Source organism: Providencia sp. wls1922, from assembly GCF_009706505.1.
GTDB lineage: Bacteria > Pseudomonadota > Gammaproteobacteria > Enterobacterales > Enterobacteriaceae > Providencia > Providencia lanzhouensis.
In genome coordinates, this window is sequence record NZ_WLUG01000052.1 from 1 (window position 1) to 16,315 (window position 16,315).

Consider the following 16,315-nt stretch of genomic DNA (forward strand, 5'->3'; position numbering starts at 1 on the left):
AATTGATTTTCCTCGTTAATTTTACAACCCAAACGAGCCATTTCCAAACCTGATGGGTTTGTCTATGGTATGCGCCTTACGGCTTAAGCTAGGCGAGAACCATTCGGCACAGGTAGATTAAATTCAGCTAATACAATTGCACCTGTTTCATCAGGAGCACCTGTAATTAACACTTCAGATTTTATGCCAGCAATACGTTTAACTTCAAAATTACACACACATAAAACCTGTTTACCAATTAAACTTTCAGGGGTGTAATGCACGGTAATTTGAGCGCTTGAACACTTAACTCCCAATTCCCCTAAATCCACTTCCATCACATAAGCGGGCTTTTTTGCTTTACTGTTTACTTCTGCACGAATAATCGTACCAACACGCATTTCCACTTTCGTAAAGTCGTCCCACTCAATAATTTGCATATCTTTATTCCTAAATTAAACGATGGTAATGGCTTAAATTAACATAGGATAGATAGCGGCTCTTAGCGTCAAACATTCATTTTATGTTGTGAAACAGTCATTGATTATCACCTGATAATGGCAGGCAATAATCAATGGGTACAAGAGAGATAAAACGTGAAGTTACATATTTGAAAAAGTATTCATAATGATGCCGCCGGAGATAATTAATCCCATCGCGAAGACGGCTGGTACGTCTGGTTTTTGTTTATATAAAATCATCGAAACTAACGTCACACCGACAATACCAAACCCACACCATAAAGAATACGCAACCCCAACAGGGATATACCCCATTGCACGTGTTAACGCGAAATAGCACAGGCAATAAGCCACAATCACTAAAATTGATGGGCCTAATTTGCTAAAGCTATTGGTTTTTTTGATCATCGATGTACCCGTGATTTCTGAACCAATTGATAATGCCAACCATAAAAATCCAGTAAACATAATATTTCTCTCTTCTTATTAATGAGCAACTTTGTTGGTTGAAGACAGTGACGCATCCGAATTTTCAGCCGGTTCCGCCTCATCCGAGCCCATTTTAGAAAACAGGTTCATAATCACGATCCCAGAGGCAATAATCCCCATTCCAATCATTGCTGCCATATCTGGGTGCTGCCCATAAAACAACATACCTAAAGTTGACACCATCAAAATACCGGTACCTGACCAAGTCGCATATGCTAACCCAACTGGAATATATTTTACTGCGCGGGAAAGAGAGTAATAACAGATAACATAAAGAATCACTATCAGACCTAATAATAATGATTTAGTTGTTCCTTCACTATTATCGAACATTTTCAATGTGGATGTTGCTGAGGTTTCAGAAATAATAACCGCTAGCATCCAAAGCCATGATTTTGCTTTAGAAGACATAGATAATACTCCTACATAGATAGATGTTTAAAATATTAAATTGAAATAAAATTTATTTTTTTAGAGACTTTAAATAATCCATTGCCGAATCTGTTAATTTATTTTTATTTAGGGAATATTCCTTTGGGTCATTCATTACTTCTCTCAAAGTAATATAGCGATTCTGGTTTATTTTATTTTCACTCGATATCTCATCATTTTTAATGAGCATTTTGTTTTCAATATTATTAAATGTATCGAATTGAATACCTAATGAGATAGCCTTATTTATATTCTCTTTAATAAGGCGGTTATAATGTTCATTTTTATTCAAACCTAATATTTGGTTCAAATCACTGTCAGGGCAGCAATGATATTTCAATGCCATAATAGGAATATTTCGAGAAAGTGTTTGGATAATAATTTCGCTCTCTTCGCTAATTGCCAAGCCATTCACAACTTCATTCAGTACTTTAGTTCCTATAAAAGGGAGAAAAACCCCATGAAACTCTGCGAATTTTTCCATATTAAAGGTATAAATATCAAAACATTGCCCAATTTCTTTCCATTGATTTATCGTCGATTGCGTTAGCATCTCCTTGGTGGCATAGAAAGAAAAAGACATTGAAGGTAACTGCAATAAACGCTGATAAACCGCCTGTTGATAATCTTGGCTTGGTGACAATAACACCAATACTCGCCGTTTCAGCCGTTGCAGTACCTGTAATACTATCTGCTCAATCATTTTTTCGTTCATATTGCCACCGCTCGTTTAGTCCTTAGCTGACAACAAACACGCTGTCACTGTTGCGTAACCCTGCCGCATTTGCTTCATCTGTATCAATATGAAATTCCAGGGAAAACCTTGCATCCACTCGAACAACCACCTCATCAAATACGAGGCTACGTTCCCCTTCAGTGCGAACACATACTCGCTGTCCATTGGAGACATTTAGCGACCTTGCATCCATTAAATTCATGTGGATATGGCGCTGAGCACAAATGACTTGTTCACAAAGATTAACGTGCCCAGCAGGACCGATTAACAGCGCACTCCCCGATTGGTTTAAATCTCCAGATTCACGCACTGGCGCTTTAATACCTAATGCAAAACAGTCTGCTTTCGAGACTTCCAGTTGAGTGGTTGGTCGTGTTGGTCCTAACACTCGTACTTTACTGATCGACCCTTTAGGTCCAACCACCATCACACACTCTTTTGCCGCAAATTGACCAGGTTGCTTCAAATCTTTAAATGGCGTCAGTTGATAGCCTTCACCAAAAAGCGCGGTAACATCTTCTTGCGAAAGATGGACATGACGGTTCGAAACACCCACAGGGATAGCTATGGGGCTATCAATCATTGAGGCTGGGTTTGACATAGCTAAGCGAGACAGAATTTTTCCCATCAGCTGCTGGTTTATCATGATTTTTTCCCTTTACGCACGTCAGCTTTTGGCTCCACAACGGCAGTCTCGACAGTCATCGTCACAGGCGCCTCAACGGCCGGTTTTTCAACATTGTTCTCTTCTTCGCTCGCTTTATTCTTAGTGGATAACAGCTGGGTGATCACTCGCTCTTCTGGGCGAGCAATGACTAATGTGCCTTTTAATAGGTCTTGATGGCTGATAACCGATGCACCATGATCAACGGCGGTTCTTACTGCACTAATTTCCCCTTGAAAACAAACAGAAACTAAGCCAGAACCGATTTTACGGTAGCCAACAATCTCGACACTCGCCGCTTTGCATGCAGCATCCGCAGCTTGTATTGCTGATGTCAGCCCGTAAGTCTCAATGACGCCTAAACTTTTCATTTTTTTCTCCTACTTAGTGACGAACCAGTCGAATATCGAAATCGAATTTTTTAAAGAAAGCCTCTAATTGATCTAACTCTTCCGCGCTGTAGGTTGGGTCTTTCTTGATGGGATAAATCATGTCGAGTTTGTCGTATTTTCCGCGACCAAGCTGGTGATAAGGCAGAATATCAATTCGACTTAAATTGCCGCGTTTCGACAATTCCATGGCGTATTCAATTGCGCCTGTTATTGCATCAAAAGAATCGTTATATCCGCGAACTAAAGGCATACGCATTACCACATTTGCCCCTAGTTCCATTAATCTTTCGAGGTTACGACGCACATTTTCATTACCAATACCAAACAGGCTTTTGTGCTCAACGGTATCGATATGTTTAACATCAAACAGGAATAGGTCGACAACTTCGGCTAACTTTTCATAATTCGCTAATGACGTTGTACCTTGTGTTTCAATCGCCGTATTGATCATCATTTTTTTGCATTCACGCAAAAGCTCAACGGCAAAATCTGTCTGTAAACTCATTTCACCGCCACCAATCGTGACACCACCACCAGAGGAAATATAAAAATCGTAGTCCTGCATGATGATCTCCATCATTTCAGAGACCGTGACATCTTTTCCCATAATGTCTAGCGCATCAGAAATGCACACTTCCTCACATTTGCGGCAACCGATGCAGTCAATACTACGATTCACGCGGTGGACTGCTTCCCCTTGTTCATTGGTGGTCATGTAATGGATCCCCGCAGGGCAAACATCCACACATTTCCCACACCCAACGCATTTATCGTGGTAAAACATCACTTGGAACTGGCTACTTAGCCCTTCAGGGTTAGCGCACCAAGGGCAACGAATATTGCATCCTTTAAGAAAGATCAGGGTTCGAATGCCATCACCGTCATAAATTGAGTATTTCTGGATATTAAATATCCGCCCTCTGATTTCTGCCGCTGTGTTCATCATTGCATCTCCAAAACAGTTTCAAACTTATTGTTTTTATTATGTACGGTGGGAATAGCAGCCTATCCCCACCCAGATTTGGTTTAGAATTTCTCAATCACGGTACGGCTGATGATTTCGTCCTGAACCTCTTTACATAACTCAACGAAGTAAGCACTGTAGCCAGCAACACGAACGATTAAGTCACGATATTTCTCAGGTTCTTGCTGTGCTTTTTTCAGCATTTCGTTATCAACGTAGCTGAACTGCATTTGACCGTTACCCAAAATAGATGCCGTTCTTAACAACGTGATTAACCCATTGCGACCTTCTGGTGTATCCAATAAGCCTTTTAAGAACTTAAAGTTATGCACCATACCGATGTTCATCGTTTCCACGTTCATCTTACTGATGGATTTAATAATTGCCGTTGGACCTTGTTTATCTGCCCCTTGAGTTGGGCTGATCCCATCTGACAACGGCATCCACGCTAAACGACCATTCGCAGTCGCTGCGGTTAGCTCGCCAATCGGTGTGTTGTTAGAAATGGATAATGTGCCGTGACTCAATGTGGAATACAGCATGTCGTACTTACGGCACTCGCGTTCCGTCCATTCAGTAATATCCAATGCATATTGGTCGACATAGTTGTCATCATTACCGAACTTAGGTGCATTCAGGCAATCACGACGTAACTCTTCATAACCTTCAAAGTTAGCAAGCAGACCATCACGCACTTGCTCTAAGGTATAGCGCCCCTCTTCATAAACCACTTTGCGAATAGCCGCCATTGAGTCAACGTAAGTTGCTAGACCAGAGAAAATCAGCCCCGGACCGTGGTTAATCATTGCACCACCCGCCGCAACATCTTTTCCTTTCTCCATACAACCTTCCACCAGCAAAGACATCAATGGTTTTGGCGCGACATCACGGTGAACACGCTGACTGATGACCGTACCAATCGCCGACAGGCGAACAATATGGGCAATTTGCGCTTTCACAGCATTATCGAAATCTTCGAAGGTTTTCAGGTTACGCAGATCCCCGGTATCTAAACCTTGGTGGCTATCAAACAGCACCATCCGACCACGGTTCAGAACAAACTCAATGGCGATTGGCCACTGGGTGTAACCCGTTGATGTCCACTGATAAATTCGACCTGATTTTTGTGGTTCCACGCAGCCCATTAAGCAATAGTCGCGAGCATCTTCAAAATCAAAGCCTTTACGCAGCATCATTTTGATATGGGAATCGTCAAAGTGACAGGCAGGGAAGCCCATACCGGCTTTCACTACATCCACGATTTTTTCCATATATTTTTGTGGAGATTGGTTATGAATACGGCATGCTAATGATGGCTGGTAAACTTTAACGAAACGGACTGCATCCATAATTAAGTACGTTAAATCGTTACACGCATCACCACCCGAGCGTTTTTGACCACCCACAGTTAAGTTGATAAATGGCTGATATCCAGCGAAATATTTAGCGCCCAGCTCACTGGACATCCACATTAATTCCGCACATTTGATGATAAACGCCTGCATCATTTCCAGTGCTTCGTCTTGAGTTAAACGACCAGATTGAATATCGCTTTCATACATTGGGAAACAGTATTGGTCTAAACGACCTAATGATAATCCTGTTTGGTTTTCTTCAATTTCAAACAAGGACTCCACAGTCCAAATACTTTGCAGCGCTTCTTGCAATGTTTTTGGAGGGTTCGCCGGTACATTTTCGTTCACTTGAGCAATTGTCAGTAACTCTTCACGTCGTTTCTGATCTGTCTCTTTAGAAGCCAGTTCACGAGCATGTTCAGCAATACGATGAGCATAAGCCACCACACCTTCACAGGTTTCAATTGAGGCTTTATAGAAATAGATGCGGTCGATGTCATCTGGATTTTGCATGCTTAACTCAGCCAGTTTTGCCTGAGCATCCGCTTTAATGCCATTCATGCCTTTAGTGAAAAGCAATACGTCATAACCAGGGCAAGTATCGCCTCCGCCATTGATTTGGTGATAAGACAAGTCACTCACAAAGGTTTCGCCGCTGAATTCCCAAACCCCGGCTTCACGATATTGCGCTTCACAAATTTCATCCAGAGAACGACCTTCCCAGAATGGCGCGATTTCTTCACGAATCACTTTTTTATCTTCTTCGGAGATCACAAATGGATCTTGTGGGCGGGTGCTCATTGTATCGAGCTCGTCCACCACCCAGCACCATGCAATATCAGGTGAAAATGCACCTGCTCGCGCTTTACCACATGGATGACCGACAATCAGCTCTTCAGGCTGAATCAAGATAGGCGCAGTTTCACACGCACGACGGAACGCTTTTGCACGTAATAAAATCGGCGGTAAACCAGGGTTATTCTTCACCACTTCCGTAAAGGCTAATGCGCGATAGATAGACACGCTTGGACGCGCTTCTAAATAACGGTTACGCAAACGCTGTAAGCGAGGCGTTAACCCTTCCATCACTTTGACTTCATTATCTTGTTGAGCTGCTGGTGCTACATTGCTGGCTGAAGCCGCAGAATATTGAGGCTGCGTGCGTGCTTGACCACAATATAAACGAACTTTTAACCCAGCATTAATTGCACTGATATTTTCATGAGCAGAAAGCATCATCGCGGAAAGTTCGTTGATGCAGACTTGCGGATCATTAAGGTAGACTCCACCTTTAAGTGCATCAAACATTGGATAACCATCAATGGCGCGCGTTGCACGCACTTCTGACAACTCAGCCAGTTTTAGCCATAAGCTTTCAACAATCTCGTAAGCCTTTTGTTGAGTTAATCGACCTTGCTCAATATCGCGCTGATAGAATGGATAAACGGCTTTGTCGAAGCCCATTGGGTTCACGGCATAGCTGCCATTTTCTAAATGCAAAATCAGTTGTAATAGGTAGAACGCTTGGCAAGCTTCTTTAAAGGTTTGTGCAGGTTTTGCAGGAACTTGGCGTAATACTTCCGCGCTTTCTTGTAATTCAGCACGACGATATGGGTTAGCTTCTGTGGCCGCAAGATTTTCTGCTCTTACTGCTAAGGCGTTTGCAAAATGGATAGCAGCATCACAGGCATAAATTGCCGCACGGCAGTTGTTTGCCTCATCGATACTATTACGGCTAACGGCACTACCAATATTTCTGACGCGATTTTCTAGCTGATTTTTAATTTCTGCAAACCCGACATTCAGAACGACTAAATAATCCGGTGCGGCGATTGTGCTATCCCCCGCTAAAAACTCATAAATACTCTGGCTGTGTACTTCATCTTCCGTATGGAAGATTGCACCGCGAGGTGTTGAAGATTGGCTACCAATAATCAATTCATCTTGTGCAATAAAAGCGGGGAAATTACGAATAAACTCATAAAAACGCTGAGCGGGTTTAATCGCTTGAGGCGCCCCTGTTAATTGATTTCTGACAGTTTCAAGAATGTTGGCACGTTCGGTAATGATTGAGCAATTGCGAGCACTTAAACGTTCAGCCAGTGTTTTTACACGTGGGGTCAAAGCATATTTGGCCATGTTAGCCTCTCCTGATGTTCTTTCTAGTTCGTTATTCATCACATAAAAAGCGTTAACTATTAAAAAGACTGTCTGTACAGTGCTTCTAGCTGCTTTTCATTTACGTCCCGTGGATTAGTCGGAGTGCAACTATCGCGTAACGCCTGTCCAACCATTTCCCCTAAACGGGCATTAAAATCAGTTTCATTGACGCCTGTAGCGTGAATGCCTTTCGGCATATTCATTTCATCTTTCAATACGTTGATTGCCATAATTAAGCTCTCAACGCCTTCACGTATATTTGAAGCCGGTAAATTAAGTTTTCTGGCTAAATCGGCATAACGCTTCGCCGCGTTGGTTTCACAGCACCCTTCCAGGCCCGCGTTAAACGCCACCACTTGAGCCATCAATAGCGCATTCGCGCGACCATGTGGAATGTGGAACATGCCGCCAAGTGCGTGCGCTAAGCTATGGGTGATCCCAAGGGATGCGTTGGTAAATGCCATTCCTGCAATACACGATGCGTTATGCATTTTTTCACGAGCCACTAAGTTACTGCCGTCGCGATAGCAATCTATTAAGTGAGCAAACACCAACTGAACAGCTTTCTCGGCAAGCGCATCTGAAAAGTCAGAGGCACTGCGTGAAACATAAGCTTCTAGGGCATGGCATAGCACATCCATTCCCGTATCTGCCGTGATAGCGGCAGGGACTGACTTCACTAAAACAGGGTCTAAAATCGCCACATCGGGCAACATAAATTCATCAACCAACACCAACTTCTCAGAGTGAGACTTGATCACTGAAAAAGACGTGACTTCAGAGCCTGTTCCGCTGGTTGTCGGAATAGCCACAAAATGAGGTTTGGCTCTATGGCTGTCTTGGCGGGTATGCCATAGGGAGTAAATAACCGCTTTTGCCGCATCAATCACCGAACCACCGCCCAGTGCAATCACTAAATCTGGATATTGGCTATCCATGATTTTCATGCCTTTTACGATGGACGAGATTTCCGGGTCAGGCACGACATCGTCATACAGAGAAAATGAAATTCCCTGTTGAGATAATCGATGAATCACCTCGTCGGCTAACCCAAATTTCACCATCGCTTTATCGGTTACGATAAACGCGTGCTGGGCGTTAACCTGAGATAAATAATCCAAAGCATTCGCACCGAATTGCACCCTTGGTTTAATCAAAAACTGGTTCATGCGTTATTTACTCCCTACCGTCTCGATACACTTTTTCAACAATGGCAACCACGGACATAGCTTTGTATTTGTCTTTATTCAATGCGAAGTACTCTTCCGCCAGAACAAGGTCATTAATACCTGCGCCTACACTGTCCACCGCAACATACGTTTTGTCCTTCAACGGTTTGAGATCATCGCCAAGCGCCGTGATCATCAGTAAATTACTGCCACTAAGCTCTTGGCATTTCTGCGTTGCGACAACATGCCCTATTACCTTTGCCAAAATCATGATTTACCCGCCTTATCTCAATGAATTACTTATTTAGGCGTCCGAGAACGGCCTTAATAATCTGCTCGACATTCTCTTCCGTGATATCCCCATGAGTGGCAACCGCTTCAACAACATCAGCATGACTCACTGCATTAGCAAATCGGTTATCCGCAGCGCTATTACTCTGAGCTTTTACTGGTTGAGCCTGACGAAAACGGTCATCATCGAGAATGCTGACAGACGCTTGATTTCCATGCCCAGTAGATGCAATTGGCGATGTTGAGTAAGCCGGAGCACTCACTGGTGCGGGTTGTCTCAAATCATCAATGGAACGCACGCCATAACCGACTTTACGGATATTGAGCAAGTTCATCGGACCGACGTTGTCAGAACTAGAACCACCTCCAATCGCTCCACATCCTAATGTCAGCGCTGGCGTAATATTGGTGGTTGCACCAATTCCACCCAGTGCAGCTGGCGTATTAATCAAAATACGGTTAACCGGTTTTTCGAGAGAAAACTGGCGAATAACATCTTCATTTTGAGTGTGGATCACCAGCGTGTGTCCTAAGCCTTCGTTAGTCAGCAAATCAACAACGCGGTGGCACGCAGAACGCCAATCCTCTTCAACATACATGCCTAAGATTGGGCACAGTTTTTCCCGTGAATACGGGTTTTTCGGTGAGACAGTGTCTTGTAATGCAATTAATACTCGAGTGTTAGCAGGAACACTAAAGCCTGCACGTTGGCTCAACGTAATCGCGTCTTTTCCTACGACTTCAGGGTTAATCGTGCCATTCGCTCTCAGTAGCATGGAAGCCATACGTTTCGCTTCATCTTCATTCATGAAGTAAGCGCCTTGGGCTAATAATTCGCGGTGAACGTCGTTGTAAATACAGCGTTCAACAATGATGGATTGTTCTGATGCGCAAATCACACCGTTATCAAACGTTTTGCTGGTAATAATATCACTGACTGCTTTTTTGATATCCGCGCTACGTTCAATGAAAGCAGGACCGTTACCAGGACCACCACTGATGGTTGGTGTGCCAGATGCATAAGCGGCGCGTACCATGCCTTCCCCACCCGTTGCCAGAATGAGAGAAACATCTTTGCTGTGCATTAATTCTTTTGTCGCTTCCAGTGTCAGCATCGTCACGCCATCGACGATACCTGCTGGCGCACCCGCTTCAAGAGCCGCTTTTTTTACGATATCAAGCGTTCTAAAACTACATGCTTTCGCGTTTGGGTGGGGGGAGAAGACGATTGCGTTACCGGCTTTCAAGGCAATCAATGTTTTATAGATAATGGTTGAGGTTGGGTTAGTCGAAGGCACCAGTGCCGTGATCACCCCTAACGGAACACCCACATCCATAACTTTATTGATTTTGTCATCATTAATGATGCCAACTGTTTTCAGATCTTTAATATGTTCATACACACGAACTGAAGCGAACGTATTTTTCAGGACCTTGTCTTGCCACTTCCCAAAACCCGTCTCTTCATTCGCCATTTTTGCTAACTCTTCTGCATGACGAGCAGATTCTGTCGCAATGTGTTTAACAATACTGTCGATTTTCTCCTGCGAAAAAGTCGCAAAGATTTTTTGTGCTTGTTTCGCATTTCTAACCAGCTCTCTAGCCAGTTGTCTGGATTGCAGATCTTTATCTAATGCAACCATGTCTTCCCCCGTACCGGAGTCAAAAGATTAAACTTACTAATTTGTTGTTTTATCTAATACTTCTAATGATTAAGCTTTGTGCTGCTGCGCAATTTTGCCGATATCATTGTGTGGTCTTGCTATCACACGAGAAGTCACCACGGTGCCAACACGCTTCGCAGCTTCGACACCGGATTCAACCGCAGCATTAACGGCACCCACATCGCCTTTTACCATGGCGGTGACGAGCCCAGAGCCGACATTTTCATAGCCGATTAGCTCGACGTTAGCGGCTTTACACATTGCATCAGCAGCTTCGATACACGCCACTAAACCTTTGGTTTCAATTAAGCCAAGAGCTTCTTTCATAAGTAAATTTCCTATTTATTCTGCGACTTTATACTGAGAGACAATTTTCTGGATGTCGCTATGTGGACGAGCGATAACCAGAGAGGTCACGACGGTGCCAATGCGAGATGCAGATTCAACGCCAGAATCAACTGCCGCTTTTACTGCGCCAACATCCCCTTTCACCATGGCGGTGACTAACCCAGAACCCACATTTTCATAGCCAATCAGCACCACGTTAGCGGCTTTACACATCGCATCAGCTGCTTCGATACAAGCAACGAGTCCTTGTGTTTCAATAAGACCTAATGCATCACCCATATTTCCCCCGCAAACGCTATGCTTTATGTTTAATCACGATTTTGTTGATATCGTTATGTGGACGGGCGATGACTAACGATGTCACCACTTCACCAACACGCTGTGCAGATTCAACACCGGAATCTACTGCCGCTTTTACTGCGCCAACATCACCTTTCACCATGGCAGTCACGAGACCAGAACCCACGTTTTCATAGCCGATTAGCTCGACGTTAGCGGCTTTGCACATTGCATCAGCTGCTTCAATACAAGCCACCAAACCTTTTGTTTCAATAAGTCCTAATGCATCACCCATTGTTGTTTCCTCCAAGGAAGCCGTTACGTTTTTCTCTACCCGCAGCACCTAAGAGCCATGTTCCAGAACGTTGATGCCTCTTAACTGTGAGTAAACATTTATGCCAATTGAGTCTGCGTGGTGATTAATTGAACGCAGCTTTTGGCTTCAAAATCACTATAATCCCCAAAAAATAAAACAAAATATAAATCCATGAAGTGAAGATAATTAGAATAAAAATCCAGAATTTATAATTAACAGACAGCAAATTCACACCTCTATGCTAATAAACTGGAAAATTCACGTATCTATCTGGTGGAAGAAAAAACCATAAATGCGGATAACAGGTTTATTGGAGGAATGGTTAACAAGATGTGATTGAGCTGATGCGAGAAGGTAATTTGGTCAATAATAAGTGTGGTTTGCCTCACGCCCGAGCCATAAGCTAATGAGAAATGGGAGGATCAGAATATAAGAAGAAAGGGGAATACTGTGTTTTACGAGGCACACCGCGTGATAGCACTGATTGCCAGACAGTAAAATCATATCAACGTGTTAGTTAACGTTGCCCAGTAAACCAATAGGAATGAATGTGTGGGTAAGCCCCCACGCTGTATGGACTATCAATCAAGCCCACGCGCTTATTTAGGCGTACAGATAAACAAAGGGGAATTAATTGAACTCAAGAGTAGCGCTTTATCATTGAGTTTTTGGGCATTGATAAATAAGCCATCATGGCTATCTGACATTTCCCGCATAAAATAATCAAAAATCACATTAGGGGATTCATCAATCGAGGAAGCACTGGCTTCCCAGTGGCTAATATTATAGTGCTGTTCCGTTGGCGAAATACGTTTGCTGGTGTATTTGAATTTGACATATCGTTGTAAATAAAGCCATCCAGCGCTGGAGGTCGTATATCCCTCGACAACAATAGAGCCCTCGCCGTTCGCCCCAAAATTAAAGTGAATATTACCGTTAACGTTTTCATCTTTCATATTCTCAAAACGCATAATCCCCTTGGTTGAACACGCCATTTGACCGGAATTTTTATTGGCCAATACAACTGACTGTGTATAAATCACAACACACGCGAAGATCAGCGCACTCACGAGACATAATAGCTTTCCCGATATTTTCATTATGGCTTCCAAGAATAATAAAAGTAATTATCGCAATAACTAAATGGGTTGGATTCATTGGCAGCGCAATGAGCGAGAAAGACGCGCCCTAAACCATTTTTTTGTAATTTATCCCCATAAAAGAAGACAAAACGCTCTTTATCATTACACGCCAAATTTAAATTTTTTCTAACTTTATCAAAATTTTGCACATAGTTATCAGCAACGAAAGCGTTAATCATTTTTTCATTAGATAACACATCGCAGCTGGTATGTTCTAACGTTGGCAAAATCATTGGTGCGGAGGGCTGAGATGAGAAATAGCTCATCGTTGCCAATAAAATGGAGCAACATAAAAAAGCCGCACTGGCTAGATACCAGCAAACTTCACGTTTCTGTTTTGGTAATGAATGCGGTAATTTTTCAGAAGGAGATTCGGTAGGTTTAGTCTCTAAAGAAGGTGCCAGAACCACTTCGGCTTTTTGTATTTCACTTAAACTGTTTAATAAGCGAGTGGTATTGAGCGTCTCTTCATCGAGTAATTCCAATAAAATCTCAGAATTAAACTCTAAACGCCCACGTGCAACGGTGACAATAATATTTTCAATACCGTATTGTCGAAATGTTTTCCTTAGCAGGCTGAGATATTGATTTAAATTACTATTTGATGAAACCAGACCATTATCATCCCAAACCGCCTTAAGTACTTCATCACGGGAAACTACGCCTTTTTTTTGAATCAAATAGAATAAGAGTGCATTAGCCGTAATAGACAACTGAGTATCCACCTCATCTTTTTTTAAAGATAAAGTGCCATCAACAGCATCATAAATAATGAAGGCATTGATTTTATATTTCATTATCGCCTCATTGTATGTTTAGACGTATTTTCCCTTGGAAAACTAACCCATTTCTTCAAACGAAATTTGTGTTAATCGCTGAATGATGGCATTACGCTCTTGGCTCGATAATGTAGGACCTTCCGTTAACGCAGATAACCACAGTCCATCGGCGGCATAGCGCACTAAAGCCCCCAAATAGCCATTATCAAATGCATCACCTTGGGCTAGATGCCCTAACATCCAATCACGCCAGCATTTACGCAACACTGGCTCTGTGGGCATAGCCAATGATAAAAGTGCGAGCTGAAAACTTTCATCGGAGTCTTTAAGCTCGCCAACGTAGTGCAAATAGGCGCGAGAAAATCGCCCATAAGGATCGGAATCATTCGCCATAATGGCGGCAATACGCACATCCATAATGTCTAATAGCTGGATAAACAATGCATGAATAAGTTCTTGTTTACTGGGGAAATGGTGCATTAATCCCCCTTTGCTCACACCCGCTTCTCTAGCAACAGCATTCAGCGACAGCGCCGCAATACCTTCTCGACCAGCGATTATCCTAGCTGCCTTTAGCAACTCTTCTTGTCGTTTGATTGGATCTTTTTTTCTTGGATGCGCGAGTGTGTTCATGGGGATGAATAATACCGACCAGTCGGTATGTTCTATTTTGACTCGTATCAATGAAGATAATATTGAGAGGAATTAAATACGAATAGTGTAATTGAGGTCACAGTATTCTTTTTTAGCCACCCTAAATCACAAAGTTAATTTGAAAATATAAACAAATAACGCAATGAATTTCCTGCAATTTACAATTGGATAAAATTAAATTTAACTTAATTTATTTTTAATGAATTTTATTATGCTAAATTATTAAAGAAATTCCTATTCCAAAGAAAATATACGAACTCGTTGTATTTTCACAACATAAGAAGAGGTTTTGATTATGTCCAATCAGTATAATATCGGTGTGGTTGTTGGTAGTTTACGTGCTGACTCTTATAATCTAAAAGTCGCTAAAGCCATCACTAAATTATTCCCATCTAATTTCACCTTTAAATTTATCAACATTGCCGATTTACCTCTCTATAACCAAGAAGCCGATCAAAATGTACCCGCGGTAGTCGCTAATTTTAAGAGCCAAATCAAAGCCTCAGACGGTATTATCTTCGCAACACCGGAATATAACCGCTCAATGCCAGGTGTATTAAAGAATGCGATTGACCAAGGTTCACGTCCTTGGGGTGATAACTCATGGGATGGTATTCCTGCGGGAGTATTAGGGGTTTCGATTGGTAATATTAGCACCGCAATTGCCCAACAACATTTACGCAATAGCCTTGCATTTCTTAATATGCCGACGATGAATCAACCTGAGTGTTATTTAAAATGGTATGACGGCATGGTGGATGAGCAAGATACTATTTCCCCAAAAAGTAAGGATTTCTTGCAGCCTTGGGCAGATAACTTTGCCAAATTTGTTATCCATAATAGTGTGCGTTAATCACTGATTTTATATATAAAAAAGGCATCACCAAGGTGATGCCTCTGACCATTTCCAAACAGAATCGATATTAACGCCCTGCTTTCAGCTTTTGGAAATACTCTTCATACAGAATATTAGTATTCCCCACATCGCTTTGCCATTCTCCTTTTTTCAATACCTCTTCCGATGGGTAGAGAGATGGGTCATTGGCGATTTCCGTAGGCAGTAATTTTTTCGCTTCTAAGTTTGGTGTCGGATAACCGATAGACTCCGCCACTTGCGCCGCAATTTCAGGGCGTAATAAGAAATCAATAAGCTTGTGCGCCCCTTCCACGTTCTTCGCATTGGCAGGGATAGCTAAGCTGTCCATCCAGAAAATACCGCCCTCTTTTGGCCATACAACTTCAATCGGTAAGCCCGCTTGTCTTGCCACAAATGCCGAGCCGTTCCACAACATACCGACATCCACCTCACCTTCAATATACGGAGTGGCAGGGTTGTCTGAGTTAAATGCCAGAATATTTGGACGCAATTTTTGCAGTTCGTTATAAGCTTCTTCAATCTGCTTTGGATCCGTAGTATTGCCAGAATAACCCAGCTTTGTCAGCGCCACTTGGAACACTTCGCGGGCATCATCCATCATCAGTAAGCTGTTTTTGTATTCCGGCTTCCAAAAATCTGCCCATGAAGTGACGGACTTAGGATCAACCGCGTCACCATTAATTCCAATCCCTGTTGCGCCCCAAATATAAGGCACTGAATAATCGTTATTTGGGTCAAATTCTTTATGAATAAGGTTTGGATCGAGGTTTTTAAAGTTAGGCAGTTTTGTCTTATCAATCTTTTGCAGCATGCCTTCTTTGCTCATTTTGTCGATAAAATAAGTCGATGGCACCACTAAATCGTAAGCCCCTTCTTTATAGGTTTTCAATTTAGTGTACATGCTTTCATTGGATTCATAGGTGGAGTAAATCACCTTGATCCCAGTCTCTTTAGTAAATTGCTCTAATAAACCGGGGGGAACATATTCTGTCCAGTTATAGAAATACAGTACGTTTTTGTTATCGTCAGCGGCAGTTGCCGTGCCAATGCTTGCAGCCATTAAACCTGCGGCTAGCAGATAGGACCATTTTTTCATCACTGATTTTCCCTCAACAAAGTGCTTTTTATCTATCTTCATAGGCTCAGTTAAAGCCTACCCTCTCG

19 protein-coding genes are annotated in these 16,315 nt (G+C 42.5%); 1 reads left to right on the plus strand and 18 read right to left on the minus strand.

The window, feature by feature from the left end:
• Nucleotides 1-83 precede the first annotated feature (83 nt).
• The 17 genes from GKR71_RS04345 to GKR71_RS04425 all read right to left on the minus strand — a co-directional run bounded on the left by GKR71_RS04345 (nt 84) and on the right by GKR71_RS04425 (nt 14,253).
• Nucleotides 84-419 (minus strand): tRNA-binding protein, encoded by a 336-nt coding sequence (locus tag GKR71_RS04345; protein ID WP_036949256.1) that lies wholly within the window; start codon nt 417-419, stop codon nt 84-86.
• 162 nt (nt 420-581) lie between these two features.
• The gene (locus GKR71_RS04350; protein ID WP_036949254.1) at nt 582-908 is read right to left on the minus strand and encodes a DMT family transporter; all 327 of its coding nucleotides are present in this window, start codon (nt 906-908) and stop codon (nt 582-584) included.
• An 18-nt stretch (nt 909-926) separates the two neighbouring features.
• Nucleotides 927-1,340, minus strand: coding sequence for a DMT family transporter (locus tag GKR71_RS04355; RefSeq protein ID WP_154633976.1), 414 nt, complete (start codon nt 1,338-1,340; stop codon nt 927-929).
• Nucleotides 1,341-1,392: 52 nt separating this feature from the next.
• The gene (locus tag GKR71_RS04360) at nt 1,393-2,076 is read right to left on the minus strand and encodes a hypothetical protein (RefSeq protein WP_154633977.1); all 684 of its coding nucleotides are present in this window, start codon (nt 2,074-2,076) and stop codon (nt 1,393-1,395) included.
• A gap of 22 nt (nt 2,077-2,098) precedes the next feature.
• Nucleotides 2,099-2,743 carry a phosphate propanoyltransferase gene (locus GKR71_RS04365; RefSeq protein WP_036949251.1) on the minus strand — a complete coding sequence of 215 codons (645 nt, stop codon included), beginning with the start codon at nt 2,741-2,743 and terminating at the stop codon, nt 2,099-2,101.
• Nucleotides 2,740-3,132: a BMC domain-containing protein gene (locus GKR71_RS04370; protein ID WP_108479511.1), complete on the minus strand. Its 393-nt coding sequence runs from the start codon at nt 3,130-3,132 to the stop codon at nt 2,740-2,742. The genes GKR71_RS04365 and GKR71_RS04370 overlap by 4 nt, the downstream gene beginning before the upstream one ends.
• A 13-nt stretch (nt 3,133-3,145) precedes the next feature.
• Entirely contained in the window at nt 3,146-4,096 is a 951-nt protein-coding gene (gene cutD, locus GKR71_RS04375) for a choline TMA-lyase-activating enzyme (protein WP_154633986.1), read from the minus strand.
• Nucleotides 4,097-4,179: 83 nt separating this feature from the next.
• Nucleotides 4,180-7,611 (minus strand): choline trimethylamine-lyase, encoded by a 3,432-nt coding sequence (cutC, locus tag GKR71_RS04380; protein ID WP_154633978.1) that lies wholly within the window; start codon nt 7,609-7,611, stop codon nt 4,180-4,182.
• A 59-nt stretch (nt 7,612-7,670) separates the two neighbouring features.
• Nucleotides 7,671-8,801: a 1-propanol dehydrogenase PduQ gene (locus GKR71_RS04385; protein ID WP_154633979.1), complete on the minus strand. Its 1,131-nt coding sequence runs from the start codon at nt 8,799-8,801 to the stop codon at nt 7,671-7,673.
• Between the two features lie 7 nt (nt 8,802-8,808).
• Nucleotides 8,809-9,072, minus strand: coding sequence for a EutN/CcmL family microcompartment protein (locus GKR71_RS04390; RefSeq protein ID WP_036949246.1), 264 nt, complete (start codon nt 9,070-9,072; stop codon nt 8,809-8,811).
• A gap of 25 nt (nt 9,073-9,097) precedes the next feature.
• Nucleotides 9,098-10,735 carry an acetaldehyde dehydrogenase (acetylating) gene (locus GKR71_RS04395; RefSeq protein ID WP_108479513.1) on the minus strand — a complete coding sequence of 546 codons (1,638 nt, stop codon included), beginning with the start codon at nt 10,733-10,735 and terminating at the stop codon, nt 9,098-9,100.
• 69 nt (nt 10,736-10,804) lie between these two features.
• Nucleotides 10,805-11,083: a BMC domain-containing protein gene (locus GKR71_RS04400; RefSeq protein ID WP_006658501.1), complete on the minus strand. Its 279-nt coding sequence runs from the start codon at nt 11,081-11,083 to the stop codon at nt 10,805-10,807.
• A gap of 15 nt (nt 11,084-11,098) precedes the next feature.
• Nucleotides 11,099-11,383, minus strand: a complete 285-nt coding sequence (locus GKR71_RS04405; protein ID WP_006658500.1) for a BMC domain-containing protein — start codon at nt 11,381-11,383, stop codon at nt 11,099-11,101.
• A 16-nt stretch (nt 11,384-11,399) separates the two neighbouring features.
• Nucleotides 11,400-11,678, minus strand: a complete 279-nt coding sequence (locus GKR71_RS04410) for a BMC domain-containing protein (RefSeq protein WP_004249182.1) — start codon at nt 11,676-11,678, stop codon at nt 11,400-11,402.
• A 620-nt stretch (nt 11,679-12,298) separates the two neighbouring features.
• Nucleotides 12,299-12,799, minus strand: a complete 501-nt coding sequence (locus tag GKR71_RS04415) for a FidL-like protein (RefSeq protein ID WP_108479514.1) — start codon at nt 12,797-12,799, stop codon at nt 12,299-12,301.
• A complete protein-coding gene (locus GKR71_RS04420) occupies nt 12,799-13,638 on the minus strand; it encodes a transcriptional regulator (RefSeq protein ID WP_154633980.1) in 840 nt (279 codons plus the stop codon). Before GKR71_RS04420 ends, GKR71_RS04415 begins: the two co-directional genes overlap by 1 nt.
• Nucleotides 13,639-13,680: 42 nt before the next feature.
• Nucleotides 13,681-14,253, minus strand: coding sequence for a TetR/AcrR family transcriptional regulator (locus GKR71_RS04425; protein WP_132496453.1), 573 nt, complete (start codon nt 14,251-14,253; stop codon nt 13,681-13,683).
• A 316-nt stretch (nt 14,254-14,569) separates the two neighbouring features.
• Between GKR71_RS04425 and GKR71_RS04430 the strand changes: the two genes are divergently transcribed.
• Nucleotides 14,570-15,127 (plus strand): NADPH-dependent FMN reductase, encoded by a 558-nt coding sequence (locus tag GKR71_RS04430; protein WP_036949238.1) that lies wholly within the window; start codon nt 14,570-14,572, stop codon nt 15,125-15,127.
• Between the two features lie 70 nt (nt 15,128-15,197).
• Here GKR71_RS04430 and potD read toward each other — a convergent pair whose 3' ends face one another.
• Nucleotides 15,198-16,247, minus strand: a complete 1,050-nt coding sequence (gene potD / locus GKR71_RS04435; protein WP_036949237.1) for a spermidine/putrescine ABC transporter substrate-binding protein PotD — start codon at nt 16,245-16,247, stop codon at nt 15,198-15,200.
• Nucleotides 16,248-16,315: the final 68 nt, after the last annotated feature.